At 72.4% G+C, this 26,147-nt stretch carries 16 protein-coding genes; 11 read left to right on the top strand and 5 right to left on the bottom strand.

Annotation, left to right across the window (positions count from 1 at the left end):
- Positions 1–9 precede the first annotated feature (9 nt).
- From ACEN9J_RS17080 to ACEN9J_RS17045, 8 genes are all read left to right on the top strand, one after another.
- Positions 10–888, top strand: coding sequence for an amidohydrolase family protein (locus ACEN9J_RS17080; RefSeq protein WP_413761602.1), 879 nt, complete (start codon positions 10–12; stop codon positions 886–888).
- Positions 889–892: 4 nt separating this feature from the next.
- Positions 893–2,026, top strand: coding sequence for a hypothetical protein (locus tag ACEN9J_RS17075; RefSeq protein ID WP_413761601.1), 1,134 nt, complete (start codon positions 893–895; stop codon positions 2,024–2,026).
- Between the two features lie 6 nt (positions 2,027–2,032).
- Entirely contained in the window at positions 2,033–3,235 is a 1,203-nt protein-coding gene (locus ACEN9J_RS17070) for a DUF5624 domain-containing protein (protein ID WP_057593296.1), read from the top strand.
- Between the two features lie 127 nt (positions 3,236–3,362).
- Complete coding sequence (locus ACEN9J_RS17065; RefSeq protein ID WP_413761600.1) at positions 3,363–4,331, top strand: Bug family tripartite tricarboxylate transporter substrate binding protein; 969 nt, start codon at positions 3,363–3,365, stop codon at positions 4,329–4,331.
- A 117-nt stretch (positions 4,332–4,448) separates the two neighbouring features.
- Positions 4,449–5,486: a porin gene (locus tag ACEN9J_RS17060; protein WP_413761599.1), complete on the top strand. Its 1,038-nt coding sequence runs from the start codon at positions 4,449–4,451 to the stop codon at positions 5,484–5,486.
- Positions 5,487–5,657: 171 nt separating this feature from the next.
- Positions 5,658–7,757, top strand: coding sequence for a CHAT domain-containing protein (locus ACEN9J_RS17055; RefSeq protein WP_412179418.1), 2,100 nt, complete (start codon positions 5,658–5,660; stop codon positions 7,755–7,757).
- Positions 7,758–8,015: 258 nt separating this feature from the next.
- The gene (locus tag ACEN9J_RS17050) at positions 8,016–9,731 is read left to right on the top strand and encodes a ShlB/FhaC/HecB family hemolysin secretion/activation protein (protein WP_413761598.1); all 1,716 of its coding nucleotides are present in this window, start codon (positions 8,016–8,018) and stop codon (positions 9,729–9,731) included.
- 2 nt (positions 9,732–9,733) lie between these two features.
- A complete protein-coding gene (locus ACEN9J_RS17045; RefSeq protein ID WP_413761597.1) occupies positions 9,734–15,313 on the top strand; it encodes a filamentous hemagglutinin N-terminal domain-containing protein in 5,580 nt (1,859 codons plus the stop codon).
- Here the strand turns inward: ACEN9J_RS17045 and ACEN9J_RS17040 are convergent.
- Positions 15,310–16,164, bottom strand: a complete 855-nt coding sequence (locus ACEN9J_RS17040; protein WP_413761596.1) for a glycosyltransferase family 25 protein — start codon at positions 16,162–16,164, stop codon at positions 15,310–15,312. The genes ACEN9J_RS17045 and ACEN9J_RS17040 overlap by 4 nt on opposite strands.
- A gap of 77 nt (positions 16,165–16,241) precedes the next feature.
- Here ACEN9J_RS17040 and ACEN9J_RS17035 point away from each other — a divergent pair, with 77 nt between their 5' ends.
- Positions 16,242–17,930: a glycosyltransferase family 2 protein gene (locus ACEN9J_RS17035; protein WP_413761595.1), complete on the top strand. Its 1,689-nt coding sequence runs from the start codon at positions 16,242–16,244 to the stop codon at positions 17,928–17,930.
- Here the strand turns inward: ACEN9J_RS17035 and ACEN9J_RS17030 are convergent.
- From ACEN9J_RS17030 to ACEN9J_RS17015, 4 genes are all read right to left on the bottom strand, one after another.
- Entirely contained in the window at positions 17,888–18,685 is a 798-nt protein-coding gene (locus ACEN9J_RS17030) for a hypothetical protein (protein ID WP_413761594.1), read from the bottom strand. The genes ACEN9J_RS17035 and ACEN9J_RS17030 overlap by 43 nt on opposite strands.
- Before the next feature lie 22 nt (positions 18,686–18,707).
- Positions 18,708–20,672, bottom strand: coding sequence for an ATP-binding protein (locus tag ACEN9J_RS17025; protein ID WP_261209025.1), 1,965 nt, complete (start codon positions 20,670–20,672; stop codon positions 18,708–18,710).
- A complete protein-coding gene (locus ACEN9J_RS17020) occupies positions 20,669–21,733 on the bottom strand; it encodes an ABC transporter substrate binding protein (RefSeq protein WP_413761593.1) in 1,065 nt (354 codons plus the stop codon). The genes ACEN9J_RS17025 and ACEN9J_RS17020 overlap by 4 nt, the downstream gene beginning before the upstream one ends.
- A gap of 184 nt (positions 21,734–21,917) precedes the next feature.
- A complete protein-coding gene (locus tag ACEN9J_RS17015) occupies positions 21,918–23,807 on the bottom strand; it encodes a hybrid sensor histidine kinase/response regulator (protein WP_057593288.1) in 1,890 nt (629 codons plus the stop codon).
- A 159-nt stretch (positions 23,808–23,966) separates the two neighbouring features.
- Here ACEN9J_RS17015 and phnD point away from each other — a divergent pair, with 159 nt between their 5' ends.
- Together phnD and ACEN9J_RS17005 are read left to right on the top strand one after the other, a co-directional pair.
- Positions 23,967–25,130, top strand: a complete 1,164-nt coding sequence (phnD, locus tag ACEN9J_RS17010) for a phosphate/phosphite/phosphonate ABC transporter substrate-binding protein (protein WP_412179417.1) — start codon at positions 23,967–23,969, stop codon at positions 25,128–25,130.
- Entirely contained in the window at positions 25,127–26,146 is a 1,020-nt protein-coding gene (locus tag ACEN9J_RS17005; RefSeq protein ID WP_057593287.1) for a phosphate/phosphite/phosphonate ABC transporter substrate-binding protein, read from the top strand. Before phnD ends, ACEN9J_RS17005 begins: the two co-directional genes overlap by 4 nt.
- Position 26,147: the final 1 nt, after the last annotated feature.

Raw genomic sequence — 26,147 nt, 5'->3', positions numbered from 1 at the left:
ACCTTTTCCATGACCGACCAGATCCTCGTTTCCAAGCCGATGCGCGACGCGCAGACCCTGACCCGTGCCGCCTTCGAGGTGCCCGCCGGTGCCTGCGACGCGCACGTGCACGTGTTCGGCCCCGAGGCGCGCTACCCGCGCGTGCCCGCGCCGCACTACACGCTGCCCGACGGCGACCTGCCGCAGCTGCGCGCCGCGCTCGGCGTGCTCGGCCTCGAGCGCTTCGTGATCGTGCAGCCCAGCTTCTACGGCACCGACAACCGCTGCATGCTCGATGCGCTCGACGTCGCGGGCGATGCCGCGCGCGGCGTCGCGATGGTCGAGGACGGCACCTCGGCGGAGGAACTCGCCGCCATGCATGCGCGCGGCGTGCGCGCGCTGCGGCTCGACCTGTTCCTGCGCTCGGGCCTGCCCACGGCCGAGCTGCGGCGCTTCATCGCGCGCAGCGTGGAACGCACGCGCGCGCTCGGCTGGCATGTCCAGTTCTACACGCCGGGCTGGGTGGTGCGCGACCTGATCCCGTTCCTGCCCGAGATCGAGAGCGACTTCGTGATCGACCACATGGGCTACATGCTCGAGAGCGACGGCCTCACGCGCGCCGACTTCGACCGCCTGCTGCGCGCGGTGCACGACGGCCGCGGCTGGTTCAAGCTCTCGGGCCCGTACCGGCTCGCCAAGGACGGCAACTACGAACGGCTGCGCCCGCTCGCGCAGGCCATCGTCGAGGCGGTGCCCGAGCGCGTGATCTGGGGCAGCGACTGGCCGCACATTCCCGAGGGCGGGCGCGACACCGGCGAGCTGCTGAACCTGCTGGGCGACTGGATCCCCGATGCCGCCGCGCGCCGGCGCATCCTGGCCGACAACCCGGCGCGGCTGTTCGGGTTCTGAGACCATGGATGCCTCCACGATCGAAAGCGCGGCCATGCAACTGAACTGCATCCAGGAACTCGCCACCACCGGCGCGCGCGCGGTGGCCGGCTTCGTCCACGGCGGCACGCGCTACCTCGCGGTGCCGCAGCTGGCGCGCGACGCCGAGGGCCAGCCCGCGAAGATGACGCTGGGCGACAGCGACCTCGAGATGCCCGTGTACCGCTGGGAGGGCGGGCGCTTCGTGCCGCATGCCAGCCTGCCGGTGCCCGGCGGCGAGGACGCCGAGTTCTTCCGCATCGGCGAACGCGCCTTCCTCGCCACCGCGAGCCTGCGCAGCGGGCGCGATCCCTACACGCTGGCCGTGCCGTCGACGATCTTCGAGCTGGTCGACGGCCGCTTCGAGCCCTTCCAGCGCATCGACGGCTTCGCGGCCAAGCAGTGGCACCACTTCGCGATCGGCGAACGGCACTTCCTCGCGCTCGCGCAGGGCGTGACCCTGCCGGGCGAGCAGCCCGCGCGGCCGGTGTCGTCGTGCCTCCTCGAATGGGACGGCGCGCGCTTCGTGCCGTTCCAGGACGTGCCCTCGGCCTGGGGCTACAACTGGGCCTTCTTCGAGGTCGGCGGCGAGCGGCTGCTGGCCCATGCCGACCATGCCGTGCCCTCGCTGCTGCTGCGCTGGAACGGCGAGCGCTTCGAACCGTTCCAGCAGCTCGACGGCCAGAGTGGCCGCGCCTTCTGCTTCTTCGAGACCCAGGGCCAGGCCTGGCTGGCCTTCGCCAACCTGCATGGCGACACGCTGCTCTACCGCTGGCAGGACGGCGGCTTCGCGGTCCACCAGGTGCTCGCGGGCCCGGGCGGGCGCGAGTTCGCCTGGCGCGGCGATGCCGAGGGCGGGCACCTGGTGCTCGTCAACTTCCTGCACGGCACGCGCGAGGCGCCGATCCCCGAGCTCGAGTCGGTCGTGTTCCGCATGGACGACGGCCGGCTGGTCGAGGCCGCGCGCTTCGCGACCTCGGGCGGCACCGACGCCGCCTTCTTCGAGGCCGACGGCGCGCTGCATCTCGCGGTGGCCAACAGCCTGAGCGCCGCGGTGCGCTTCGCGACGCCCAGCCGCATCTACCGCGTCGACGGCCTCGGCGCCTCCATCACGGGCTGACCCGCCATGGCCACCTACGCACCCCACGAAAGCCCCGAGCTGGTCCGCCTGTTCGAGACCTACACGGCCGGGCCCACGAGCATCGGCGCCACGCTGACGGCGCGCACCGCGGCCGCCAGCGCGCACGATCCGCTGATCGTCGCGACCAGCACCGACATCGTGCTGTTCCCCGGCGGCGGCCGGCCGCCCGAGATCGAGGGCTTCCGCATGTCCACGCGCGGCTTCAAGGAGCTCGCGGGCATCTCGCACCACGGGCCCGCGGTGGCCTCGCTGCTGCGGCTGCGCGAGCTCGATCCCGAGGGCGAACTCTGGCGCGCGGAGACCCGACGCCTGATCGACAGCACGCGCGCCGCGCGCGCCGCCAACTCCGAGGCGCTGTGGCGCGACACCGTCGCGGTGCCCGCCTACCGCGGCCGCGAGGCGCGCATCGCGCAGCTGGTCGACTATTCGTGCGCGCTGACCGAGCGCTACCTCGAGCGCGCGCTGCGCGAGCCCGAGAGCTTCACCGCCGCCGACATGCGCGAGCACTACATCGAGGCGCGCGGCGATGCCGTGGGCGCCACGGTGCCGATGAACGCCGTGATGATCGCCACCTTCTTCCTGGTCGGCATGGACACCGGCCACCGCGTGATCGGCTGGTTCGACCGCCATGCGATCGACTGGTCGCGCGCCATGGTGCTGATCGTCGGCCGCCAGGGCCGGCCCACGGCCGGCGTGACCTGGACCACCAATTCGGTCGCCGCCATGATCCTCGCGGCTTCGGGCCAGCGGCTCGCGCTCGACCGGCTCTACATCGCGCCGCACGGCCCGAGCTTCAAGGTGGCCGAGCTGCCCGACCTCGCGGCGGTGCGTGCCTTCGAGGAGCCGCTGCGCCAGATCTGGGCCCACACGCGCACGGTGAGCGAACTCGGGCCGCTGATGTACGAGGGCTATCCGCGCTTCGAGCCCGGCGCCGCGGGGCGGCCCCGCATCGACGCGCGGACGGAGTCGGTCGGCGAGATGCCGGCGATCGCGAGTCCCGACGACTGGTTCGCGCTCAATACGCGGCTGCGCGTGGTGCTCGAGGATCCGCGGCAGCTGCTCTCGGGCTGCGTGGTCGACTACGCGGTCGACCAGCTGCGTGCCAACGGCAACGACCCCGCGCGGCTGGTGGTGCCGGGGCTGGACAACGTGAGCTATCCACCGTTGGTGCCGCGCACCGGCGGTTGAGTGGACTGCGGCGGGCCGATCGGGCTCGCGGAGGCGGGACAACCAAAGAAGAAGAGCAGGACGGCAGGCACGCCGGCGGCGACGTCGCGCGCATTCGATTCATAGAAAAGAGAACGGAGACAAGACCATGAGAAAACTCGCAACCCTGTGGGGCGCCGCCCTCGCGCTGACGCTGGCCAGCGCCGGCGCGCAGGCGCAGTCCGGCGCCTGGCCCCAGCGCCCGATCCGGATCGTCACGCCCACGCCGGCCGGCGTGGGCTCGGACGTGTTCGCGCGCGCCTATGCCGAGCGGCTCGGCCAGATGCTCAAGACGCCGGTGGTGGTCGAGAACCGCCCCGGCGCGCTCGCGGCGATCGGTACCGATGCGGTCGCCAAGGCCGCGCCCGACGGCTACACCATCCTGTTCTCGACCAGCAACCCGTTCACCATGACGCCGTTCCTGCTGTCGAAGCTGCCCTACAACCCGCAGACCGACCTGGTGCCGGTCACGCAGGCGCTCAAGGGCGGCTCGTTCATCGTCGCCAACCCCTCGGTGCCCGCGAAGAACCTGGTGGAACTGGTGGCGCTCGCGAAGAAGGACCCGGGCCGCGTGAGCTTCGCCTCCTACGGCTCGGGCAGCACCGCGCACCTGGGCTTCGAACTGCTGCAGGATGCCGCGGGCATCGAGCTGCTGCACGTGCCCTACAAGCAGAGTGCCATGCCCGACGTGATCGCGGGCCAGGTGATGCTGGGCTTCGAGCCGCCGATCTCCGCGTTGCCCAACATCCGCGCTGGGCGCATCAAGCCCATCGCCTACACCGGCAGCCAGCGCAGCGCCGCGCTGCCCGACGTGCCCACGCTGGCCGAGCGCTATCCGGGCCTGGAGGTGTTCACCTGGCTCGGCTTCTGGCTGCCCGCGAAGACGCCGCCCGAGATCGTCGACCGCTTCAACCGCGAGATCCGCGCGGCCACGCAGTCGCCCGAGATGCAGAAGCTGATCGCCGAGGCCGGGCTCGAGCCGATGGGCACCACGCCCGAGGAGACGCGCGCCATCGTGCGGCGCGAGGCCGAGGCGATGGGCAAGCTCATCAAGGCCAAGAACATCCGCATCGACTGAGTGCCGGGGCCGGGCTTCGCCCCGCGCCACCTCGCAAGCCTTTTCCATTTCGACCGCGCCGCGCCGGCCCGAGGGCCGCAGCGCCGGCTTTCGCTCGCCCATTTCTCGGAGACACCCATGCGCAACATCCCCTTCGCGTTCCGCGCCGTCCTGGCCGCCCTGTTCCTTTCGTCCCTGCCGCTGCTCTCGCAGGCCCAGTCGAGCGTGCAGGTGTTCGGCACCGTCGACCTCAACTTCACCTACAGCAAGGCCGGCGGCAAGAGCGTGCGTGCCATGGACCAGGGCGGCAACATCTTCCCGAGCCGGCTGGGCTTTCGCGGCAGCGAGGACCTGGGCGGCGGGCTGGTCGCGAGCTTCTGGCTCGAGTCGGCGCTGCTGCCCGACACCGGCGAGTACCAGGGCGTCTACTGGCACCGGCGCTCCACGCTGAGCCTGTCGAGCCGGACCTGGGGCGAGCTGCGGCTGGGCCGCGACTACGTGCCCACCTTCTGGAACGTCTCGCAGTTCTCGCCCTTCGGCACGGTGGGCGTGGGCGGCTCGGCCGCGATGGTCGAGGGCTGGCCGTTCGGCCTGGGTGGCGCGCGCACGCTGGTGCGGGTCGACAACTCGGTCGGCTACTTCCTGCCGCGCGACCTCGGCGGCTTCTACGGCCAGGCGATGTACGCGATGCCCGAGGGCGCGGAAGGCATGCGCTATGCGGGCGCGCGCCTGGGCTATGCCAGCGGCCCGCTCGACATCGCGGCCGCCTATGGCCGCACGCCGGTGGCCAACGGGCAGGTCTACCGCACCGCGACCGTGGGCGGCACCTACGACTTCGGGCCGGTGAAGCTCTACGCCAACTACCACCGCCACCAGACGACCAACGACCGCCAGGTGCACCTGATGGTGGGGGCGAGCATGCCGGTGGGCCCGGGTGTCATCAAGGTGTCGGCCGCGCGTGCCAATCGCAGCGGCCCCGGCCTCGATGCCGACGACGCGACCCAGTTCGCGGTCGGCTACGTGCACTGGCTCAGCAAGCGCACCGCGGTCTACACGGCCTATTCGCGCATCCGCAACCGCGGCAACGCGGCCTACGTGGTCGCCGATTCCTCGCCGGCCGGCTCGCCCGGCATGCCCTCGAGCGGGCTGCAGTTCGGCATCTCGCACAACTTCTGAGGCCGTGGCCCTAGTCCATTTGCGCTAGACCGTATTGCGAATAGGCGGGGGTAGGGGCCGTCCCTAGACTTTCCCCACGAGGCCAGAACGGCGCGCACTTCCGCGGCGTCGATGCCCGCCAAGGCGGGCATGCCGGCCGCGCGCGGGGGTCCAATGGCGAGGTTTTCGAGAATGGGATGGGCGCTGGGATGGGCCGGCGTGGTGCTGCTGACGCAGCTGTCGCCGGCGCAGGCGCAGGAAGGCCCGAGCGCCGAGGCCGCGGCCAGCAAGATGGAGCAGGCCCGGCTCGCCGACACCGACACGCTGCTGGCGCTGACCAGCGAAGGCGCGGTGCTCTACGGCCAGGACAACGTCAAGCTCTCGGGCTACCAGTACTGCAGCCAGGCGGTGGCGCTGGCCGAGTCGGGCGAGTTCCGCCAGAGCGTGCGCGCCGCGAGCAAGGCGCTGCACCTGGCCAACACCACCAACGACCCGAACCTGCGCGCCATGGCCAACCGCGACCTGGCCATCGTCTACAGCTACTCGGGCCAGCTCGAGAAGGCCGAGCAGTTCGCCCGCGAGGCGCTCAAGAGCGAGGCGCGCGACCCCAAGCTGGTGGTGGGCCCGGTGCAGAAGGTGATCGGCGACGTGCGCACGCGCCGCGCCGACTACGAGGGCGCGATCCTCAGCTACGACGAGGCGCTCGCCAACAGCTCGCCGCGCTATGCGCCGCTGGTGCAGGCCTCGCTGGTCAATGCGCTGATCGAATCGGGCACGCCGGCCAACACGCAGCGCGCGCGCGAGCTGATCGGCACGCTGCCGCAGCCGAAGGACGCACCGCTGGCCGCGCAGCTCGACCGCACGCGCGCACGGCTGCTGCTGGCCGAGAACAAGCCGGCCGAGGCACGCGACCTCTACCGCACGCTGGCCACGCGCCAGGTCGGCGCGGACAGCGGTTACTACCAGCTCTGGGCCTGGGACGGCGTGGCGCGCAGCGAGGTGGCGCTGGGCCAGAAGCAGGCCGCGGCCGAGGCCGTGGGCCGCGCGCTCGATGGCGTGGACAAGGTGCGCGCGAAGTTCCGCAGCGAAGAATTCAAGATGGGGTTGTTCTCCGACCTGCAGTCGGTGTTCGAGCGCGGCGTGGCGATCTACAGCGACGCGGGCGACAGCGCCCGCGCCTTCGAGGTCAGCGAGCACAGCCGCTCGCGCGCGCTGCTCGACGCGGTGCGCGGGCGCGCCAAGCTCAGCGAGCAGGCCGCCGCCACGGTGGACCTGGCGACGCTGCAGCGCACGCTGGCCGCCGACGAGCGCGTGGTGCAGTTCCATTCGCTGCCCGACCGGCTGATGGTGTGGGTGGTGAGCCCCGCGGGCATCGAGAGCAAGACGATCCCGGTCAGGCGCGAGGAACTCAACGAACTGGTCGAGACCTTCCGCAACACCATCGTGCGCGGCCGCCGCACCGCGATCACCAACGCCGACAAGCTCGGCGCCGCGCTGCTCGGCCCGCTGAACCTGCAGCCCGGCCAGCGGCTGGTGATCGTGCCCCACGGTCCGCTGCACTACCTGCCGTTCCAGGCATTGCGCCTGAACGGCCGCTACGTGATCGAGACGCACCCGGTGGCGGTGGCGCCGTCGATCAGCATCGCGGTGCAGCTCGCGCAGCGCACGCCGCGCGTGAACGCCACGCTCACGGCCTTCGGCAATCCGCGCATCGAGGACAAATACGACCTGCCGGGCGCGGAGAGCGAGGTCAAGCAGCTCGCTCAGTACTTCCCGAGCAACAGCGTCTACATGGGCGCGGCCGCCACCAAGACGCAGTTCCGCGACGTGGCCGCGCGCTCGCCGCTGATGCACGTGGCGGCGCATGCGGAAGCCGACGAGGTCGATCCGCTGTACTCGCGCATCCTGCTGGCCAACGAGGGCGGCAAGCAGAATTTCCTCGAGGCGCACGAGATCCTCGAGCTGCCGATGCAGGGCACGGCCCTGGTGACGCTGTCGGCCTGCGAGTCGGGCCTGGGCCGCATCGCGCAGGGCGACGAGGTGCTGGGCTTCACGCGCTCCTTCCTCTCCGCGGGCAGCTCGAGCCTGATCGCCTCGCTGTGGCCGGTGTCGGACGACGCGACGGCGGTGCTGATGAGCACGCTCTACGGCGAACTCGCGAAGGGCCGAGACCTGCAGAAGGCGATGCAGGCGGGGCAGCTGGCGGTGCTCAAGGATCCCAAGATGTCGCATCCCTTCTTCTGGGCGCCGTTCAATCTGATCGGCAACTGGCGTCTGACGGTGGGAGGCTGAAATGAAACACCAACAGCCGGACGCAGAGGACGCGAAGATTTCGCAAAGGGCGCGAAAGAGAAATTCAAAAATTTTCTTGCCTTCCTTTTGCGTCCTTCGCGCAACCTTCGCGTCCTCTGCGTCCGGAAGTCCGCTTTCGTTTTCGACCCCGTCCGTCGCTTCATGCGATGCGGGTGGAACGCAGCGCAATGGATAACTGAGATGCGAAACGAAAACCTCTCGAAAAGCCCGCGCCCCGATGCGCGGCGGAGCATCCCCATGCGCGTCCTGCAACGCTCCACGCCGATCGCCCTCGCCGTCTCCGCCCTGTTCGGCGCCGCCTTGCTCGTGGCCGCCCAGCGTGCCCATGCCACCGAAGCCGAGGAGACCGCCTTGCTGCCCACGCAGGACCCCTGCGGCAGCTGCAACCGGCCCATCGCCCAGGCCACCGGCGGTGTCGCGCCGCAGACCCTGCCCGCGCCGTCGCGCAACACCTCCGCCACCGGTGCCTTCAAGCTCAACGACCTGCGCCTCAATGGCGTGAAGGCGCTGAGCAACGAGGAACTGCAGTCGATCACCACGCCCTACATCGGCCGCGACGTCACGCTGGCCGACCTCGAGGAGCTCGCGAAGGCGATCACCGCGCGCTACAAGGAGCGCGGCTACTTCCTCGCGCAGGCCGTGGTGCCCGTGCAGACCGTGCGCGACGGCATCGTCGAGATCAGCGTGATCGAGGGCCGGCTGGGCCGCGTCGACGTGCTGGTGGCACCCGAGGCACCGATCGCCGAGGCGCGCGTGCGCGGCTTTCTCGCGCCGCTGCAGCCGGGCGAGGCCGTCAACGCACCCGCCTACGAACGCGCGATGCTGCTGCTGTCGGACCAGCCCGGCGTCAAGGTGTCGTCGGCGTTGCAGGAGGGCACGCAGCCCGGCACCACCGATCTGTCGGTCGAGGTCGCGGCCGCGCCGCGCTGGGCCTTCACCGCCGAGGGCGACAACCACGGCACCAAGGAGTCCGGCCGCTACCGGCTCGGCGGCACCGTGCGCTGGCTCAGCCCCTTCGGCATCGGCGACAACCTCGATGCGCGCGTCATGGTGTCCGACAGCAATGCGCTGCAGTACGGCCGCATCGCCTACGAGGCGCCGATCGGCACCAGCGGCCTGCGCGCCGGCATGGGCCTGGCGCGCGTGAGCTACGACCTCGGTGGCCAGTTCTCCGACCTCGACGCGCAGGGCCGCGCCGACGTGCTCGATTTTTCGCTCAACTATCCGCTGATCCGCCAACGCCAGCAGAACCTGTTCCTGCGGCTGACCGCCGACTTCAAGGACCTGCGCGACGAGATCCGCGCCGTCGACTACGACGTCAAGAAGCGCGTGCGCGGCATCGGCCTGGGCTGGACCTGGGAGCGGCGCGACGAGGTCCTCGGCGGCGGCTACTGGGCCAGCACCGGCACTCTTTACCACGGCTCGCTGTCGATCCGCGACCCGCAGACCCTCGCGGCCGACCAGGCCTTCGGCGGACGCCAGACCGAGGGCGGCTTCACCAAGATGAGCTTCCAGCTCTCGCGGCTGCAGTCGATCGTGCCGCGCCACTCGCTCTATCTCTCGATCGGCGGCCAGTGGGCCAGCAAGAACCTCGATGCTTCCGAGAAGCTCGCGCTCGGCGGCGCGCGCGCGGTGCGCGCCTACCCCTCGGGCGAACTGCTGGCCGACCAGGGCGTGATCGGCACCGTCGAATGGCGCTGGTCGGTCAACGAGGAGCTCACGCCCTTCGTGTTCTACGACGCGGCGCGCGGCAAGCTCGCGCGCCATCCCTCGCCCTTCGACGGCGAGAACTCGCGCAGCCTGCGCGGCTACGGCATCGGCCTGAGCTGGTCGCGCCCGGGCAATTTCTCGATCAACGCGACGCTGGCCTGGCGTGACGGCACACCGCGGGCACAGACCGACGGCGGCGGCCACAACCCGCGGCTGTACGTCCAGGTTCAAAAGGCGTTCTGACCATGAAGCAACGCACGTCTCCTCTTCTTCGCGCCACCGCGCGCCGCCTGCGGCTGCGGCCGGTCGCGTTCTCGCTGATCTGCGCGGGCGCCGTGCCCGCGATGGCGCAGGTGCTGCCCACGGGCTTCCTGCCCTCGGCGCTGCCGGGCAACATGGTCTCGATGACCCAGGCCGGCAACATCATGAGCATCGTGCAGGGCAGCCAGCGCGGCATCGTCAACTGGACCACGTTCTCGATCGGCGCCAAGAACATCGTCAACATCCAGCAGCCCAACGCCTCGGCGATCCTGCTCAACCGCGTCACCGGCAACGAGCTCTCGACCATCGCGGGACAGCTCAACGCCAACGGCCGCGTGTTCCTGATCAATCCCAACGGCGTGCTGTTCGGTTCGGGTGCCAGCGTCAACGTGGGCGGGCTCGTGGCCTCGACGCTGGGCCTGACCACCAGCGACGCGAACTTCCTCGGCGGCACGACCAACTTCAGCTTCGAGCGGCTGAACGCCAACGCCAAGACGGTGGTGAACGACGGCGGCATCACGGCCACCGGCGGCCCCGTGGTGCTGATGGGCGCGGGCGTGAGCAACACCGGCACCATCACGGCCGACGGCCAGACCGTGGCGCTGGTCTCGGGTCGCAAGATCACCTTCGACCTCGCGGGCGACGGCCTCACCAACATCGCGATCGCATCCGACTCGATGGCGACCAACGCCTCGGTCGGCAACACCGGCACCGTGCAGGCCGACGGCGGCAAGGTCGTGATGGTGGGCCAGTCGACCACCCTCGGCGAACTGGTCGTGAACCAGGCCGGCGTGGTGCGCGCGCGCTCGCTCGGCACGAAGAACGGCGAGATCGTGCTCGGCGGCGGCGCCGACAACGAGGTGCATGCGGGCGGCACGCTCGATGCCACCTCCACCGGCACGGCGGTGGGTGGCCGCATCTCGGTGGCGGCGGGCAGCGTGCGCGTGATGGATGGCGCGCTGCTCGACGCGAGCGGCGACGCGGGCGGCGGCTCGGTGCAGCTCAAGGCGCTGAACGGGCTGTCGATCGCGTCGGCCCCGCCCGCCGCGCTGCTGGCGTCGGGGGCCGTGGTGCGTGCCGATGGCCGCGCCGGCAATGCCGCGGGCGGCGAGATCCGCATCGAGGAGGCGAGCTACGGCGCGCTGCCCGGCACCGGCAGCGAGGCGCCGCCGGCCACCCGGCTCGGCATGCACCTGTCGGGCACGCTGTCGGCCAAGGGCGCCGGCTCGGGCGCGGGCGGCAGCATCACCACCAGCGCCGATGCGATCCAGGTCGGCAGCGACCTCGCGCTGTCGGCCGCGGGCGGCGCGAACGGCGGCGCCAACGGCAAGTGGACGCTCAACTCGAACAAGCAGATCGTGGTCACGTCCGAGGCGCCGAACTACGACCCCGGCAGCTATCCCAGCGCCGGCGGCATGGCTTCCAGCCCGATCAGTTCGCAGGCGCTGGGCCGCGCGCTCGGCCAGGGCACCGACGTCACGCTCGCGAGCGGCGCGGCCAATGCCGAGGGCGGGCAGGAGATCTTCGGCGTGGTGTTCGACACCGCGGCCCAGGTGGTCAAGAACGAGGGCGGCAATGCCTCGCTGCGCGTGGATTCGGCCACCGGCATCGCGATGCTCGAGCGCTCGACCATCCAGTCGAAGACCGGCGCGCTCCACGTCGACTTCAACGCCGATGCCAACGGCCCCGCGCTGCCGGCCGGCGACGCGCCGATCGTCGGCGAGGGCGCGGCGCGCATCGCGCCGATCCAGATGACCGACGCCGTCATCGAGACCAATGGCGGCAACGTGCGCTTCTATGGCCAGGGCGACGCGCAGAACGGCCGCGCGCTCGGCTATGCCAACGTCAGCTTCTCCAGCCTGCCCTTCTCCAGTGCCGGCGTGCAGGTGACCGGCGGGCGCATCTCGACCTGCGCCATGGGCGCCGCGAGCTGCGCGCAGGGCGGCGAGATCAGCCTGCGCGGCGCGGGCCAGACCGTGCTCTCGAGCTCCTACCTGGTCGGCAGCACCGGCGTGCTGCTCGCGAGCACCGAGCTGATCAGCGGCAGCGGCGCCATCACCGTCGATGGCACGGGCGGCCTGGCCGCCACCGGCGTGGCGATGGGCCAGTCCTCCTCCGGCGGCACGCCGGGGCCGCGCAACCGCATCGCCTCGGCCAGCGGCGACGTGACGGTGCGCGGCAGCACGCGCGGCTGGACCGCGGGCGAGGACGTGGAGCGGTTGCAGTTCGGCGCCAGCGGCGCGGGCGTGCGCCTCGCGGGCACCGACATCGTCACCGGCGGCAATGCGCGCGTGGAAGGCAAGGGCGCCGACCTCGGCGCGCTGCTGGCCGATCCCGGCTTCGCCAAGCTCTCGGCCTCGTCCACCATCAATGCCTCGCACGGCGTGCTGATCGGCGACACCGGCATCGCGGCCGGGCAGGGCCGGCGCATCGACATCGTCGGCACCGCCGGCAGCGCGGGCCTGACCTACGACTTCAACGGCGTGCCGACGCCACCGCCGGCGGGCATCAACGAAGGCTTCACGCCCACGGCGGTGTGGATCCGCGCCAGCGGCGCCGGCCAGGGCCTGCGCGCCGAAGGCGGCCAGATCAACATCGTCGGCGGCAATGGCGACGTGCTGCTGCAGCGCGGCGCGCAGGCCGATGCGCTGCTGAGCACCGCGAGCAACAACGTCGCCGGCGGCGCCATCGCCGTCACCGGCCGCAACATCTACGGCGGCGGCCTCGCGGGCGCCACCGGCACGCTGGCCGATGCGAGCGGCGCGGGCACGGGCGGCAGCATCCGCTTCGAATCGACGGTCAGCGACAAGACCGGCGGCATGCTCGCGCTGGCCACGGGCATGACCCTGCGTGCCGACAGCACCTCGGCCAGCGGCAACGGCGGCGACATCCGGCTGCTCGCGGGCGACAGCCTGCGCGCGCACGGCACGCTGTCGGCGCGCGGCGGCAGCGCGGGCGGCAACGGCGGCTTCGTCGAGACCTCGGGTACGCAGTTCGACCTGACCGGCATCCGCGTCAACGCGGGCGCGCCGGCCGGCACCGCGGGCCAGTGGCTGATCGACCCCTATGCGGTCACCATCGTCAATGGCGCGGCGGCCGGCACGCTGCCGACCAACCCCTTCGATGCCGTCACCAACTCCACGATCCAGGACGGCGACATCAATGCCGCGCTCAATGGCGGCGCGAGCGTGAAGATCACCACCGGCACCGGCGGGCCGGGCGCGGGCAGCATCACGCTCGCGAACAACGCGCTGATCGACTACACCGCCGCCTTCGGCCCGCTGAGCTTCGAGCTGGCCTCGGGCAACAGCATCCAGGGCGGGCTGGGCACGGTGATCCGCTCGTCGGGCAAGGGCGGGCCGCTCAACGTGCTGTTCAACGCGGGCGTCAATCCCGACGGCACGCCCTCGGCCACGCCCGGCTCGATCAGCTACAACGGCACCATCGCCACGCGCGGCGGCAGCGTCACGATGAATGCGCGTGGCGATGGCGGCCCCACCAGCGGCTTCATCCAGATGAATGGCGCCTCGGTGCAGACCGATGGCGGCGCGGTCACGCTCTACAGCGGCCAGCCCGGCGCGCCCACCGGCTACGTCACGCTGGTCGACAGCCAGATCGACACCCGCGTGGGCCAGACCGATGCCGGCGCGGGCGGCGCGGTGCAGATCGCCGGCGGCAACGTGACGCTGGCGGGCGCGCAGATCGCGACGTCGACCGGCAACGTCGACATTCGCGGCAGCTCGGCCGACTGGAACAGCGGCGTGGTCATCTCCGACGGCCGCACGCCCTCGACCATCTCGACCACCAGCGGCAACGTCACGGTGCAGGGCGTGGCGCGGCGCCAGGCCTCGTCGACCTTCGCGGCGGCGCACGGCGTGCTGGTCAACGGCGGCAGCAGCATCACCACCGGCAGCGGCAGCATCGCGCTGCGCGGCTACAACTTCAAAAACGACACCACCGTGCCCGCGGCCGCGCCCGATTCGGGCGTGCGGCTGGAAAACGGTGCGCGCATCGTCACCACCGGCGGCGGCGACATCGAGATCACGGGCCGCTCGCAGAACGGCGGCAGCGGCGTCTCGATCGAGGCCGGCGGCTCGCCCAGCGTGCCCGGCGCGGCGCCGGTGGTGCAGAGCAGCCGCAACCTGGTGCTGCGCGCGGTCAACGACGGCAGCACCGACGCGATCGTCATCGGCACGCCGGTGAGCGCGGCCACCGCGATCAACCTGCGGCCCGGCGGCATGGACGCCAGCTTCGCGGTGTCGGACAGCACCAATGCGCCGATCGTGCTGGGCGGCGCGGGCACCGGCGGCTACTCGGTCTCGAGCGCGGAGTTCGCGCGCCTCGCCGCACCCACCATCGTGGCGGGCAGCGCCACCCATGCGGCCGACATCACGGTGGCCGGCGCCATCGCCACGCCGGGCGCGCTCACCCTGCAGAACGACGCGGGCGGCAACATCGCGCTCAACGGCACGGTCGGCGCCTCGCAACTGGGCCTGCTGTCCGACGGCAACATCACGCAGTCGGCCGCGGGCGCGATCACCGCCACCGGGCTGCTCGCGCGCTCGAGCGGCGCGGGTGTCGACCTGCGCAATCCCGCGAACAACGTGGCGACCGTGAGCGGCGGTGCCGAGGGCGGCTTCGCCTACGTCGACGCGAACGCCGTGACCGTCGGCGCGCTGAGCGTCAACGGCTTCGACGCCGCGACCAACCAGCTCGCGCCGACGGCCACCACCTCGATGTCGGCCGGCACGGTGTTCGTGCGCACGCTCGCGGGCGACCTCACGCTGGGCACCAGCGTCAACGCGAGCACCAGCGCCGACCTGGTGGCGGCGGCGCGCTTCCAGAATCCGGGCAGCTTCACCATCGGCGCCGGCACCTGGCGCGTCTGGGCCGACACCTGGATCGGCGAGACGCGCGGCGGCCTCGCGGGCTCGGGCCCCTTGCCCAACCTCTACCACTGTGCCTACCTGGGCCTGTGCACGGTGACGGTGCCGGCCACCGACAACCACTTCATCTACGCGCAGCAGCCGACCGCGATCGTGACCGTGGGCAATGCCTCGCGCCAGGAAGGCGCGCCCAACCCCAGCTTCACCTACAGCGTCAGCGGGCTGATCCTCGGCGACAACGCCTCGAGCTTCAGCGGCACGCCGGGCACCGGCGCGAACGCCTCGAGCCCGCCGGGCAACTATCCGATCGACGGCGCCTTCGCCTCGGCGGCCGGCTATGCGATCCAGGTGGTGCCGGGCAACCTGCGCGTCGATCCGGGGCCGCCGCCGCCGCCCGCGCCCCCACCGCCGCCGGTGGCGCCGCCGCCACCGCCCTTCGTCTTCCTCGAGCGGCCCGAGCTGCCCTCGGTGGACGTGGTGCGCGACCAGCCCTCGACCTACCTCTACGACCGCAACATCGGCCAGGCGCCGATCTGCGTGGCGACCGGGCCGCTGGATGGCGACCGCGCGGCGCAGGGCGGCGACGTGCTGGCGCGCGAATGGTCGCGCGTGCGTTCGCGGCCGAACCTGCTGAGCTGCGTGAACACCGAGCGGCGCAACGGCTGCGCCGATTTCTAGGCGTCTCGCGCCGTGATGACGAACAGCTGCGCCATCAGGTCGGCCAGCAGGCGCAGCTGCGGATCGTCGGTCAGCGCCGCGTGGCGGTAGCCGGCCACATGGGCCTCGAGCCCGTCGATGGGGCCGGCGAAGAACAGCCGCCGCAGCGCGCCGCCGAGCGCGTCGTTCTCCGCGGCGCGCGGCCGGTCGTCGATGGTGCTGTGCGCATGGCTCTCGAGCCGCGGCGTGGCGAGGAAGGGGGCGAGCACCGCCGCGCGCAGGCGGCCCTCGGCCACCCAGCGGTTCAAGGCCATGTCGAAGGCCTGCGCGGGGCCTTCGGCCAGCGCCTCGCGCAGCAGCGGCGGCAGGGCGCGCAGTCCCTTCGGCGTGACAAGGTAGGCGACCGCGCCCCAGTTGTAGAGGCCGCGCGCGTCGAGCACCTCGATGCCGGCGATCGCATCGCGCGGCGCGGCCGGGTCGGCGGGCAGCTGCTTCTTCAGCGCCCGCCACAGCGCGAGCAGGCTGTGGGCCGAGGTGTAGGGCAGGCATTCGAGGAACACCAGGTCCCGGTCGGCGAGCTGCGCGAGCGCCTCGGGCCGCAGCAGCGGCGGCAGCGCGCGGCTCAGCAGGGCGTCGTCCTCGAGCACCAGGAAGAAGTCATCGGGCGGCGCGCCCTCGAGCGCGCGTGCGTGCGAGAGGAAGCAGGCGCGTTCGCCGGCGCTGGTGGCGGCATCGGGGCCCACCGCGGGCAGGGTGGCTGCGTCGATCGCCTCGAAGCGCGCCACGCCCTCGATGCCGAGCGCGCGCAGCTGCGCTTCCATGGCCGTGCGGCGATCGCCACTGCGTTGCAGATTGATGAAGCAACCGTTCATGATGCGGGGATGAAGCAGGTCCTGCCATTGTCTCCCTTGTCTTGCGCCATCGCGCCGATCGCCGAGAGGCGGACCGCATGATGCTCAGCGTGGTGCTGCCGTTCTATCGCAAGCTCGCGGAGTTCGAGCGCGTGGCCGCGCTCAACGCGCCGCACTGGTCGCGTCCCGGCATCGAGGTGGTGATCGCGCTCGACGAACCGGCCGAGGAACAGGGCCTGCTGCAACTGCTCGCGCGCTTCGAGACGGTGTGCTGGCGCGTGGTCGTCAACGACCGGCCGCATGGCTGGCGCCCGCCCTGCCGGGCCATCAACGTCGGCGTGCGCCATGCGCGCGGCCGCTTCGTGCTCGTGCATTCGCCCGAGTCGGCCTATGTGGACGACGCACCCGCGCTGGCGCTGCAGGCTGCGCTGGCGGTCGAGCGCGGCGTGGTGCTGGGCCGCGTGGGTTTCGCGCGCTTCGACGCGATCGACGGGCCGCTGCCCGTCCTGTTCGCGCGCCAGGTGCCCGAGGCGCTGTTCCTGCGCACCTTCTATGGCTCGTTGTGCGGCCCGCGCGAGGCCTTCGAGGCGGTTGGCGGCTACGACGAGTCCTTCGCCGGCTGGGGCGGCGACGACGATGACTTCCGCGTGCGGCTCGAGATGGCGGGCTGGCGGCTTTTGGCCTGCGCCGAACTGAAGCTGCTGCACCTGTCGTTCGAGACGCGCGACGGTGCCGAGCAGTTCGATCCCGACAACGACTGGCGCAAGTGCACGCCCGCGCAGGCGCGCGCGAACGGCGAGGACTGGGGGCGCGATTTCGCGCGCATCGCCCGCGACGATCCGGCACCGGCCGATGCCGGGGCCGTGCCCGCATGGCCGCAACCCGCGCCCGTGTTCGCGATGGGCTCGCGCCGCCAGTGCGAACTCTGCGCGCGCATGCTGCACCACGAGCCGGCGCCGCACTACTTCTGCCCGCGCTGCAGCGCCGAGCCGCCGAAGCCGCTGGCAGCGCGGCCGCGCATCGTCTGCGTGCTGCAGCTGCGCGACGAGGCGCGGCTGCTCGAGGGCTGCCTCGACCACCTGCGCGAGCATGTCGACGGCTTCATCGCGCTCGACGACGGCTCGACCGACGACACCGCGCGCATCCTGCAACGCGAACCCAAGCTGCTCGAGCTGCTGTCGAATCCGCCCGGCGGCGACTGGAACGAGCCGGACAACAGGCGCCGGCTGCTCGAGGGCGCGCGGCGCCATGGCGCGGGCTGGGTGCTGGTCTGCGATGCCGACGAGCGCTACGAGCGCCTGTTTCTCCAGCACCTCGGCGCCATCGTCGATTCGCTGTCCGACACGCCACTCGGTTGCCTCTCGCTCGCGGTGCGCGAACTCTGGAATGCGCCCGACCGCTTTCGCGACGACGGCCCCTGGGGCGCCAAGTCGCGCGTGTGCCTGTTCCGGCTGCCGCGCGAGATCGCCTACGACGCGGCACCCGCGCTGCACGGGCCCTGGTATCCCGACGCGGTCGCGCAGCATGGCCGGATGTTCCGCAGCTACTTCCGGCTCTACCACCTGCGCATGATCCGGCGCGAGGACCGCATCGCGCGGCGCGACCGTTATCGGCAACTCGATCCCGGGCACCGCTGGCAGGCCATCGGCTACGACTACCTCGCCGAGGAGGGGCCGGGACTGCGGCTCGAGAAGATCGCGCCCGATCGCGGCTACGACCTGGAGACCTTGCCGGCCGGTCTGCGTCAGGCCGACGGCCCGGCGCTGGCCGCGAGCGAGCGCGCGTAGTCGCCGCGGTAGACGCGCGTGCCGGTGTGCGTGAGGCGCGAGCGCGTGTCGACGAAGACCTGGCCGCCGATCGATTGCCAGCGGCGGCAGAAGGCGAAGTCCTCGCTGAGGTAGCGGCCGTTGCCGGGCTCGGCCCAGACGTCGAAGAAGCGGTGGTGCGGCCAGGCCGCGGCCGCCTCGTCCTCCATGCGGTCGGGCGTGTAGCGCAGCTCGGGCAGGGCCTGCGCGAGCCGCTCGAACACGGAACGCTCGATCAGCATGAAGCCGGTGGGCGCGTCGAGCACCTCGACGAAGCCGTCGGCGTCGACGCGCGCCGCCACCTCGGGTCCCGTGAGGTTGACCGGGAACACCGCGTGCCGCGCCTCGAAGTCCTCGCGCGTGCTGCCCGCGGGCAGCGGCTGCGCGAGCCCGGCGCGCGGCCAGCCGTCGTTCTTGTGCGGATAGGCGCCGGCCACCACCGCGTGGCCGGCCAGCAGCAGGCGCAGCGCGGCCTCGGGCTCGAAGCCGATGTCGGCATCGATCCAGAACAGGTGGGTCCAGCGGCTGTCGGCCATGAACTCGGCCACCAGCCGGTTGCGCGCGCGCGGGATCAGGCTGTCGCCGTCGAGGAAGCGCGTCTGCATCGGGAAGCCGTGGCGCCACGCGAGGTTGACCAGCCCGAGCAGGCTGCGCACGTAGTCGCTGGTCATCGCGCCGCTGTAGCTGGGCGTGGCGATGAAGGGGCGGATGTCTTTCAGGGCGTCGATGGACAGCATCGTGGTGGAGCAATGACGGTGTTCATGCGGGCTGCGCATGCCGCCGCGTCGACAGCAGCGCCCGCAGCTTCGCCGGTGCCACCGGCTTCGTCAACAGCGTCGCGCCGCTGTGGCGCAGCCGTTGCAGCGCATCGGGCCCGGTGGCGCCCGAGACCAGCACCGCGAGCGCCTCGGGCTGCAGCCGCTTGGCGGCGTCGATCACGTCCATGCCGTCGGTGTCGCCGGGCAGCTGCAGGTCGCACAGCACGGCGTCGTAGGGGATGTCGCCGGTGCCCAGCCGCGCGATCGCCTCGGCGCCGGTGGCCACGCATTCGACCTGGCAGCCCCACTGCTCGAGCAGCGCGCGGCTGCCGTCGAGGATGGCGGGGTCGTCGTCCACCACCAGGCAGCGCAGGCCCGCGAGCGGCGCGGGCGCGGGCGGCGCCGGCTGCGGCGGCGCGATGTCGGCGGCATTGGCCGCGGGCAGGGTCAGCGCGAAGGTGCTGCCGGCGCCGAGCGCCGAGCGCAGCGCGATGCGCGTGCCCAGCAGGGTGGCGATGCGCGCGCAGATCGCGAGGCCGAGGCCGAAGCCGCGGCGGCGGTCGCGTTCGGTGTTCGCCACCTGGTAGAACTCCTCGAAGATGCGCTGCTGGTGGATCGGCGCGATGCCCACGCCGTTGTCGCGCACCTCGATGCGCACGCCGCGCCCGCCGTCGGGGCCGCTGCGCGCGCGGCGCGCGGCCACCAGCACGGTGCCGCCCGCGGGCGCGTGGCGCAGCGCATTGCTCACGAGGTTGCCGACGATGCGCTTGAGCAGCGCCGCGTCGCTGCGCACCGCGAGGCCGCGGTCGCTCCAGCGCAGCCGCACGCGCAGCTCGCCGGCGCTGGCCGCGTGCTGGGCGTCGAGCTGGTCGAACAGCGCGGCCAGCGAGACCTTGGCGATGGCCGGCGTGAGCACCTGCGCGTCGAGCCGCGAGATCTCGAGCAGGTCGTCGAGCAGCACGCCCATGAACTCGGTGCTCTCCTGCAGCCGCAGCACGGCCGGGCGCTGTGCCTCGCTCGCGCCGGGCAGCAGGCCGTCGATGAACAGGCCCATGGCATGCAGCGGCTGGCGCAGGTCGTGGCTGGCGGCGGCCAGGAAACGCGCGCGCGACAGCGCGGCCTGCTCGGCCTCGGCCATGCGCTGCAGCGCGACCGCGGTGGCCTCGCGCACGCGCTCCTCGCTGACCTGGCGGTTGTGCTGCAGCCGCTCGGCGAGGCGGTCGATGTCGTGCGCCAGCATGGCCAGCTCGTGCGTGCCGCGCGAGCCGCCCTCGACCACGCCGCAGCGCATCTCGAAATGGCCGGCCTCGAGCGCCGCCACGGTGCGCGACACGCGGCGCAGCGGCCGCGCCACCGTGCGCGCCATGTGGCGCACCGAGGCCCAGGCCGCGAGCAGCGCCACCATCGCGATGCCGATGCCCGCGAGCAGCGAGCGCGTGCGCTCGCGCGAATAGGCGGTGGTGTCGCGGAAGGTCTGCACCAGGCCGACCGGCGTCTCGCCCGCGGCGGTCGAGCCCGCGGGCGCGAAGGCGCTGGCGCGCGAGGCCTCGCGCAGCGTGACCGGCGCGGTGAACATGCGCAGCTGCGCGAGCGAGCCGGCCTTGGGCCCGGCCGTCACGTAGACACCGGCGCTGTTGCTGATCTCCACGCGCATCACCTGGCCGCCGCGCAGCGCGGCATTGGCCACGTTCTGCAGCGCGGGCAGGTCGCCGGCATAGAGGCTCAGGTCGGACATGGCCGCCACCTGGCGCGCCACCGCCTGGCCCTCGGCGTCGAAGGCGGCCTCCAGCGTCTGCAGCCGGTTGTGGGTGAACCAGGCGGTGAGCGCGAGCGCCACCGCCACGCAGGGCACCACGCCGAGGCGGAACAGGTCGCGCTGCAGGTTGCCGCGCACCACCAGGGCACCGGCGATGGGGGGCACGGCCGAACTGGAATCCGCGCCCTCGGGCGGCCGGGTGGCGCTCATCGCGTGGCGGTCAGGCGCTCGGTCAGTTCGCGTTCCTCGGGCAGCCGCAGCCCGAGTCCGCGCGCGACGGTGGGATTGATGCGCACGGTGGCGGGCGTCGCGGCCTCCACCAGTGGATTGCCGCCACCGCCCGCACCGGTGCCGCCCGCGACCTTCTGCGCCAGCAGCCGCGCCTGCTGCGCGAGCTGCGCCGGCGTGGAGACCGCGGCCGCGAGGCCGCCCGAGCGCACCAGGCCCTCGCTGGCGCCGAACACCGGCAGGCCGGCGCCCGCGCCCGCGCGCAGCACCGACAGCGTGGCGGCCTGGTTGTCGCCGATCAGGTCGGGCAGCACCATCAGCGCATCGCTGCGCGGCACCACGGCGCGCAGCGCGGTGGCGAGCGAGCGCGCGTCGGGCGTGTACTCCACCTGCAGGTCCCAGCCGCCGCCGGGCTGTGCCTGCGCGGCGCGCTGCAGGTCGCGCACCAGCGGTTCGGATTCGGGCGTCGCGACCACGCCGAGGCGATGGCGCTGCGCCGGCAGCACCGCGCCCACCAGCGTGAGCTGGTCGGCCATGGCCGGGTCGCGCAGCAGCACGCCGACGCGGCGATCGGCGCGGCGCAGCGCGGGGCTGGCGCGCAGGCCCTCGTAGTCGAGCCGGCTCAGCATCGCGAGCACCAGCGGTTCCTGGCCCGGGCGCTCGATGGCGGCGCGTGCGGCCGTTGCACCCACCGCCATGGTCAGCGAGCCGCCGTCGGCGCTCGAGATCGAGGGCCGCATGCTGCGCGTGCGCACGCTCACGTTGACGTCGCCGGGCTCGGCGGCCGCGCTGTCGGAGGCATTGGGCGCGCCTGGAGAAAGCCGCACCAGCTCGAAGCGGCTCGCGGGGTCCAGCCCCTGGCGCAACTGCTGCACGAATTCGGCATGCGCGGCGAGGTCGTCGCCCATCAGGACCGTGAAGCCGCCGGCCGACGACAGCGCGGCGCCCAGCAGCGCGGCGCAGGCCAGCAGCGCACGCATGGCGCCGCGCAGCAACCGGGTCGTGCAGGGGAGGATGGGAGAGGGGTTCGCGGCGACGGACATGAAGGCTTCTGCCACTGGGGGGCGATGGTTCAATGTACGGAAGCGCCCCCCTTCGCGCGATAAGGCGGAGGGCTTATGCCCGCGGCGCGCACCCTGCCGGGCTGTGAGGAAGTTCACGCGGCAACGGCCGCTTGGCCTATCTCCGATGGCGTATCGCCACCGAAGCCCGTTGCCCGGCGCGTTCTCAGGCCTGCACGGCCCGCGCCGCGGCCGCGCGCTGCGCGAGGATCGCCTGGCGCAGCACGCGCGGCGACACCGGCTTGTAGAGCACCGTGATGCCCGCGCTCTGCACCTCGCGCAGGCGGTCGGGCTTGGTCTCGCCGGTGACCAGCAGCCGCGCGGTGCCGATGCCGATGCCGCGCGGATGGCGTTCGAGCGCGGCGATCACGTCCAGGCCGTTGTCGCCGCCCTGCAGCAGCAGGTCGCTGACCACCACGTCGGGCGGCACGGGCCAGGTGTCGGCCATCGCGAGCGCCTCGGCACGGGTCTGCGCGGCCAGCACCTCGGCGCCCCAGTTCGACAGCACCACCGTCAGGCCTTCGAGGATGGTGCGCTCGTCGTCGATCACCAGGATGCGCAGGCCGGCGAGGCAGTGCGCGTCGTTCTCGAGCACGGGCTGCGCGGCCGCGGCCGGCGCGGGCAGCCCCGCGGGCGCCGAGCGCACCAGCACGCGCACGCAGGTGCCCCTGTTGACGCGCGAACTGAGCTCCACGCGCGTGTTGAGCAGCTCGGCCAGCCGCTGCACCGTGGCCAGTCCCAGGCCCATGCCGCGCGTGCCGCGCGAGGCCTGGCGGCCCGAGGGCTCGACCTGGTAGAACTCCTCGAACACCCGCGCCTGGTGCTGCTGCGCGATGCCCACGCCGGTGTCGACCACGTCGATGCGCACGCCGCGCCCGCGCTGGCGCGCGCCGATCAGCACGCCGCCCTCGAGCGTGTGGCGCAGCGAGTTCGACACCAGGTTGTTGAGGATGCGCGACAGCATCACGTAGTCGCAGCGCACCCACAGGTCGGTCTTGCGCGCCACCAGCCGCAGGCCCTGCTGTTCGGCCACCGGGCGGAAGTTGCGGCTGATCTCGTCGAACAGCCGGTCGAGCGGGAAGTCGACCCACTGCGGCTGCAGCACGCCGGCGTCGAGCTGCGAGAGGTTCAGCAGCTCGGAGAACAGCCGGTCGAGCGAGTCCACGCATTCGCGGATGTGGCCGATGCGCTGCAGCCGCAGCGGATCGGTCTCGCCGTTGGCCAGGCCGTCGGAGAACAGCGTGAGCGCGTGCAGCGGCTGGCGCAGGTCATGGCTGGCGGCGGCCAGCAGGCGGGTCTTGGCCTGGCTCGCGACCTCGAGCTGCTGGTTCTTGCGCGCCAGTTCGGCCGTGGCCTCGGTGATGCGGCTCTGCAGCAGCCGGTGGCTCTCGGCGAGCGCGCGCGCGGCCTCGTTGAAGCCGCGCTGCAGGTGCTGCACTTCGGAGGTGCCCTCGATCGTCACGCTCGCGGCCTCGCCGGCGCCGAGCCGGTCGACCGCCTTGCCGAGCGCGCGGATCGGCTCGCTGATGCGGCGCGCCGCCCACCAGCCGGCCAGGCCCACGCCCACCAGGCTGGCGCCGAGCACCAGCACCACGTTGAGCCAGACCGAGCGGCGCGCGTTCTGCACCGCGCCGAGGCTGATCTCGACCATCACCTTGCCGCTGGCGCGGCCGTCGTCGCCGACGATCGGCACCACCACCTGCAGGCCCTCGCCGCGCGCGCGGTCCATGGTCTCGGAATTGGCCACGATCTCGCCGTCCTCCGACCAGATCTGCACCTGCTGCACATGCGGCTGGTAGGTGCCCGACTGCGCGGTGCGCTGCAGCGCGCGCCGGTCCATGCGCACGATCGGCGCCTGCGCCACCGTGGCCACCTGCAGCGCCACCGTCTGCGCATTGGCGCGCATCAGTTCGGTGAGGTTGTCCAGGTGCTGGCGCGTGAGCACCGTGATCGCGACCAGCGTCGCCACCATGGCCGGCAGCATCGCCAGCAGGATCAGCTGCTGCGCGAAAGTGAGCCGCGCCAGGCCGCGGACGACGGCGAAGTTCCAGTTCATGGACGCGGGAAGGGCATGGCGACCGAGCCTACGGAGGCCGTGCGAGGCAGGGAAGACGGGAAAAACATCACGAAAACTGCTTCTGGTTGATATCTAATGGCGTCCGCTTCGCCATGTTAGACCGGCCGGTTCGCTGCGGCCGTCCTCGCCCGTCCAAATATGCCGGCTTTCCTGCGCTGTTCCCCAGGCCCCTCCGAGCCCACCGGTATCCGTCGCCCCGCCTGGCGGCGCTGGCTGGCGGCGGTACTGCTGGGCGCCTCGCTGCCTTGGGCCGCGATGGCGCAGGGCCCGGCGGCGCCCTCGCTGCCCTCGGTCTCGAACATCCCGCCCTCGGCCCAGTCCACGCCGGCCCAGACCGTCAAAGGCGGCTTCACGGCCCCGGGCGGCCATGGCGCCGAGGCCGCGCCGATGCGCTTCGGCATCCTGCCGCTGGGCGGCGCCTTCGAATCGCGCAGCGACTGGGATCCGCTGCTGGCCGAGCTCAGCCGCGCGCTCGGCCGGCCGGTGGCGGTGCTCTCGGTCAATTCGTACGAGGCGCTCGAGCAGGCGATCCAGCGCGACGACGTGGACATGGCCTTCCTGTCGGGAAAGATGGCGCTCGACGCCGTGAGCCAGCGCCGCATGAAGGTGGTGGCGCAGGTGGTGCGGCACGACGGCCTGCCCGGCTACCGCGCGCTGCTGCTGGCGCGCAAGGCGCCGCCCTTCAACACGCTGGCGGGCCTGCTGGCCGACCCCGACCGCTGGCGCCTCGCGCGCGGCGAGAAGCAGTCGGTGTCGGGCTTCATCGTGCCGCAGCTGCAGTTCTTCCTGCCCAACCACATCGCCATGGAGACCCGCTTCGCGAGCGAGGTGGTGGGCACGCACCAGGTCACGGCGCTGGCCGTGGCCAACAACGAGGCCGACGTCGCCACCAACAACACGGCCGACTTCGAGCGCTTCAAGCTGCGCTTCCCGGCCGAGGCCGGCCGGCTGCAGGTGCTGTGGGAGTCGGAGCTGATCCCGCATGCGCAGATCGTGATGCGGCGCGACTATCCGCCCGAGCTGCGCCAGCGGGTGCAGGCCTTCCTCGTGGCCTACGGCCGCGCCAAGGGGCCGCGCGGCGATGCCGAGCGCGTGGTGCTGAAGTCGCTGCACGACCTCGCGGGCTTCGTGCCGGCCGACAACAGCTCGCTGCTGCCCGCCGCCAAGCTGGCCTACCAGCTCGCCACGCAGAACGCGAAGACCGCGCAATGGGTCAACGACGCCGCGCGCCAGGCCCGCCTGCAGCGGCTGGACAGCGGCTATGCCGAGCAGGTCGGCGTGCTGAAGGACGTCTCGCCTTGATCGCCTGGCTGCGCGCCGCGTGGCTGGCGGTGTTCGCCGTGCTGGCCTGCGCCGTGGCGCCCGCCGCGCTGGCCACGCAGCCGGCGCCCGTCAAGGGGATCCGCTTCGGCGTGCTGCCGCTGGGCGGCGCGGTCGAGTCGCGCGCGCTGTGGACGCCGCTCTTGGCCGACCTCGGCCGCGCCATCGGCGTGCCCGTGAGCGCCTACTCGGTCTCCTCGTACGAGGAGCTCGACCGCGCCATCGGCCGCGACGAGATCGACATGGCCTTCCTGTCGGCCAAGATGGCGCTCGATGCCGTGACCCAGGGCCGCATGAAGGTGATCGCGCAGATCGCGCGCCGCCCCGGCATGCCCGAGCACCGCGCCGTGCTGCTGATGCGCAAGGCGCCGCCCTTCAACAGCCTCGAGGCGCTGCTCGCCAAACCCGAGCAGTGGCGGCTCGCGCGCGGCGACAGCCGTTCGGTGACCGGCTTCCAGGTGCCGCAGAGCGAGCTGTTCCTGCCGAACCACATCGCGATGGAAACGCGCTTTCGCAGCGAGATCGTCGACACCCACCAGGCCACCGCGCTGGCGGTGGCCAACGGCGATGCCGACGTGGCGACCAACAACACGACCGACTTCGAGCGCTTCCGCGAGCAGTTCCCGGTCGAGGCCGAGCGGCTGCAGGTGGTGTGGGAGTCGCAGCCGCCGCCGGGCGCGCCGATGGTGGTGCGGCGCGACTGGCCGCCCGAGTTCCAGGCCCGGCTGCAGTCCTTCCTGACCAGCTACGGCCAGGGCAAGGGCGCGCGCGCCGATGCCGAGCGCGAGGTGCTCAAGACCTTGCGCGCCGGCTTCGGCTATGCGGCGGCCGACGACGGCGCGCTGCTGCCGCAGGCCCGGCTCGACCGCCAGCTCGGCCGCCAGCGCGCGATGGCCGCGCAGTGGGTCAACGAGGCCGCGCGCGAACAGCGGCTGCAGCGCATCGAGAAGGTCTACGCGGACCAGGTGCGGCAGCTGGGCGGTACGGCCGCGCGCTGAG

Source organism: Variovorax sp. Varisp41, assembly GCF_047325085.1.
Taxonomy (GTDB): Bacteria; Pseudomonadota; Gammaproteobacteria; order Burkholderiales; family Burkholderiaceae_C; genus Variovorax.
The sequence above is the reverse complement of the archived record's forward strand: the minus strand, read 5'-3'. Positions and strand labels throughout refer to the sequence as shown.